The 4510-nt window shown below is 45.2% G+C and carries 2 protein-coding genes; both read left to right on the top strand.

What is annotated here, in order from left to right:
- Positions 1-4209: hemagglutinin repeat-containing protein (locus U736_RS11295; protein ID WP_034452099.1), on the top strand; the 4209-nt coding region annotated here is incomplete at its 5' end.
- The coding region (locus tag U736_RS0108455) for a hypothetical protein (RefSeq protein ID WP_026500661.1) at positions 4206-4510 on the top strand (305 nt) is incomplete at its 3' end. The genes U736_RS11295 and U736_RS0108455, both read left to right, overlap by 4 nt.

Below are 4510 nucleotides of genomic sequence, written 5' to 3'. Positions count from 1 at the left end.
CTTGCGGAGAAGAATATTCGTTTGGATGCAGGGCGCACAAAGGTTGACGGCGTGGAGACTGTTTTAAACACCGAGGCGCTTTCTGCTGGGGGCAATGCGAGCGTGATTGCTAAACAAGATATCACCGCCTCAGGGGTGGGGATCACCACCGGAGGTGATCTTGCCATGGCTACAGAACAAGGCAACTTGACGATCGGTTCAGCAGAAACCCATTACCATGATGAACAGGGTGATGCCACCATGCATCATAAATCGGCGTTCAACTCTGGAGGATCGACGACACTTGTCTCTGGAAAAGATTTGAATATCTTAGGCTCTGATGTTCAAGCAACGGATAATCTTTCCTTACAGGCAAAAGAAAACGTTTCAATTGATGCCACACGCAACAGTGCCAATAGCCATCGCGGGGATCAAACCTCTCATGTTGCCTTGCACAATGGCTCTCATTTAAGTTCTGGAAAAGATACCACTGTCATCTCAGGTCAAGATATCCATATTGCTGCTTCCGATATCGATGCGAAGGGCAATGTTGGTCTTGGCGCCCAAGGGGAGATAGCGATAGGGGTGAGAAACGATGAAGTGGAGTATCATCTTCGCGCCAAAAACACGAAAGTGGATATGCAAGCCTCTCATGCAGTTGGCTCTTCGATAAAATCTGGGGGTGATACCACTGTCATTGCAGGGCAGGATGGCAAGCCGCATGATCTTAGCATCACAGGTAGTTCTGTTGCGGCTGATGGCAAGGTGGGGCTGAAAGGTAGCCACGATGTCCTGATCACCAATGCAGAGGATAGCTTACACTATGAGATGTCGTATCATAAAGACGGTGGAGCATTTAGTAGCAGCAAATCCGTTCATAACAAGGTGGATGCTACCCAAGTTTCCGGTTCACTCATATCTGGGGGTGAAGGCGTTGCCATTGAATCTGGAAACAACACGGAAATTTTAGCCTCGACGCTCATAGCCGGTAAGGCAGAGGAAACGTCAGGAGAGGAAGCACTGGGAGATCAGAAACAAGCGGATATTACTATTCACTCTGGGGGAAAGATTGTCATCAAAGGCGCCCAAGAACACTTGGATCAGCAAGCACAATCGTCATCAAGTGGCTTTTTGCATGAGGAATCGTCCGATAGCTCTCAATCGCATAGCACAACGGTCTCCTCTGTTCTTGGGGCAACGGGCAACATTATCACGCAATCAGACAAAGAGACCACAATCACTGCTTCTCATATGTTTGCAAATGAAGATATTCATGTGACGGGAGAAAATGTGACAATTGATGGCATGACAGATCATCATAGCAGCCATTCAGAGACCCATGAAACGGGTTTTGGTGTGGGATCAGGCAAGGGCTTTGTGTCGATATATGGGAGTGAGGGAAAGACAGAAAATGAAGAAAGTTTTGAACATCAAGGTTCTTCTCTCAATGCTGATGGCAATATCACCATCACCGCCACCAAAAAAGATGTGAACGTGGTGGGCTCTGATTTTACTGCGCAAGAAAATATTCATGTTTCGGCAGCCCATGATGTGAATGTTTCACCTGGTCACAATCGTCATAGCGCAAGCTCAAAGGAAGAACGCACAGGTTTTGGGTTTCAGTTTGAAAAGAACCCTAGCGGTGCTTCTGTAGGTGTTGGAATTGCGAGCGCCAAAGACACAGGGGACCAATGGGAAAATACCAATACGCCATCTCATTTCAAGGCGGGCAAAGATGTGCAGATCAATGGTGGCAATGATGTGAATTTACAAGCAACCATTGTTTCGGCGGATCGTGATGTCAACATTGATGCTGGCAATAATATCACCCTATCAGAAAGCTATGATACCTCTAACGCAAAAGAAAAGCATGAAAAGTCCTTTGCTGGTGTGACAGCCTCTGCTGATATCGGTGTCCTTGGCACGGTACAAGGCTTAAAAGATTCAGCGGACCGTATGAACAATAAGGATGGCAATAACACCGTTCTTAATGGCATACTGACCGGCATGAAAATCAATCACCTCTTTAACAAAGGCAGGAATTTTGTTAATTGGCTGACTGGCAACACAGGGGAAAAGGGGAACATAACCAAAGGACTGAGTAACCCATTAGGAGGGATAGGGGGGGCCACCAAGGATGCTCTTGCCAATATGGCTGGCGCATCTGGCAGTGTAACCGTGGGCTTTAAAACTGAGAAAACAGAAGCCTCTGTTCAGACATCTACTGCGGTAACAAATAGTATAGAAGGCGGGCGTGCTGTCAACATGCATGCTCACGAAGGCAGCATCCATAGTGTTGGCGCCGATATTATTGCTGGTACCAATCCAATCTATGTGCTGGACAATGATGCACAGAGCGGAAATATCACCATGGAAGCAGGTAAAGATATCATCTTTGAAAGTGCACAAAACACGCAAAGCACACAAAATAGCAGTGAAAGTGCTTCAATGAGTGTTGGCACCGGTTATGGCACGGGTGGCGCAGGGGCAACGGGTAGTGCTGCTTTTAGTCAAGGGGAAGGTTCCAGTGAGGAAGTTCAACACAAAAACAGCCATATTATAGGCACTGGCACTGTTCATACCATAAGTCAGGCAAACACCACATTGGCAGGCGCCGTGGTTTCTGGAGAGCGTGTAGAAATGGAAGTAGGGGGTGATTTCGCCATTACCAGCCGCAGTGATACGGGACAAACTTCCAGTAAGCAAAACTCTGTTTCTGCTGGTTTTGGTGCTGGACAAACGGGTGGTGGGGGCTCCATGAGTGCCTCTTTCCAAAAGGATAAATCCTCTAGCGATTATCACAGTGTTGTGGAACAATCAGGCATCAAAGCGGGTGATGGCGGCTTTAAGATCAACGTTAAAGACAAAACGACCCTAACCGGAGGTATTATTGAAAGCACCGCGCCAGCAGATAAAAACAGCCTGACCACAGGAAGCATTAGCACCAGTGACATCAACAACAGTGCCCATGCTAAAGCCAGCAGCCATGGGTTTAGCCTTTCTGGGAATGACACGATAAAGAACATTGCCAAGAATGTTTTAAGTCATGGAAAAGCCAAGGATGCAGCAGAAGGGGAAACCAAATCTGCTATCAGCGATGGGACTATCATCCTTACTGATACAAATGGACAGAGGGCGATGGGGCAAGATGCTGGACAAATCATTGGCTCTCTCAACCGCAACACCGCTACAGCCCACCAAGCCGTTGCACCGGTGGACGCCACATCGCTTGAGGGGATCGTTCATAATCGCGTAGATATGATCAATGATTTATCGGATGAAGGATTGGGATACCTTGATAAAATTTATAAAATCACAAATGTCAAAGAGCACCCAGTAGGTGAGGTTGCGCATGATGAAAATGGCAATGTCCTCTATTTAACCGATGAAAATGGAAAACCTATAAAAGGCAGTGATGGAAAATATATCACTCTGTATCACTTTTTAAAGCCAGAGGAAGAAAAGCATTTACAAAAAGGCCCTAATGGTGCTGTTTATATGTTCTACAATGGCATTTTTAATTCACCAGATGAAGCAGCCGGTAATGCTGTCCAATTGGCTGTTAATAAAAATGGTCCCCTTTATTTTACATACTTTCCCCAAGCTGACGATGTGCTGGTAGAATTAGGGGTAGCATTTTATCAAAAGTTTTTTGAAGGGGGCTCTTGGGGGTTGACCAATTCAACCAAAAAGTTCCAAGATTTTATCTATCGTTATGGCAATGACAATGCTATTGTTAGTGCGCATAGCCGTGGTACCATAACAGTAAGCAATGGAGCAAATGACTTGCAAGAACATGGTATCCACGGTGTAGCCAAGAAAACAGACTTCTATCTTGTTGGAGCGGCTGCTCACATGCAATCGATGGCCAATACAGTAGATTATCTAAGCGATGGCGAAAAAAATTATATCTACACACAAGGTCATATGTTAGACCCCATTAGTACAGTGATTGGTTATAATTGGCCTACGGCTTATAAGGCGCCTTTAAATCTAGATTTTTCACTTTTGGAGAAAGGTATAAAAAATCCTTTTTATATGACAATATTTGCAGCAAACAGTTTATTTACTATAGCAACTAATCCAATCAGAGAGATGGGGAGAGCGGTCTTGGGCCTTAACCCGAGCCCCCATAATTGTTATGCTGATGCAAGTCGTGAGTGTCAAATTAATTATGGTTCATTTAGTTTTAACAAACTTTATTCAACGAGAACAGGGAACAAAAAATGAAAATGTTGTTTAATTTATTAAGCCTGCTCATTCTGTTAACGGTTGCTGGATGTGACATTGAAAACATTGATAAACCTCCTCGAGGAGAGACGGCTGTGTGGGAGAAGCTAGGAGCAGATTCTACGGAGGTAGGAAAAGCATTGCTAGAATGTGGTTTGCCACACCTTAATTATCTTGAGGATGAAGTTCAAAAGTTAAGCAACAATGAGAATGCAACGATTGATGCTTGCATGATCCAAGCAGGATTCCATTATAAAGGGAGAGCTAGCTGGTGTTCTCCTTTTAACGGTAGAGACCTCCC

Origin of the sequence: Bartonella grahamii ATCC 700132, assembly GCF_000518085.1 — a bacterium.
In the GTDB taxonomy this organism is placed as follows: Bacteria; Pseudomonadota; Alphaproteobacteria; order Rhizobiales; family Rhizobiaceae; genus Bartonella; species Bartonella grahamii.
This window is presented reverse-complemented; position numbering and strand designations above follow the sequence as displayed.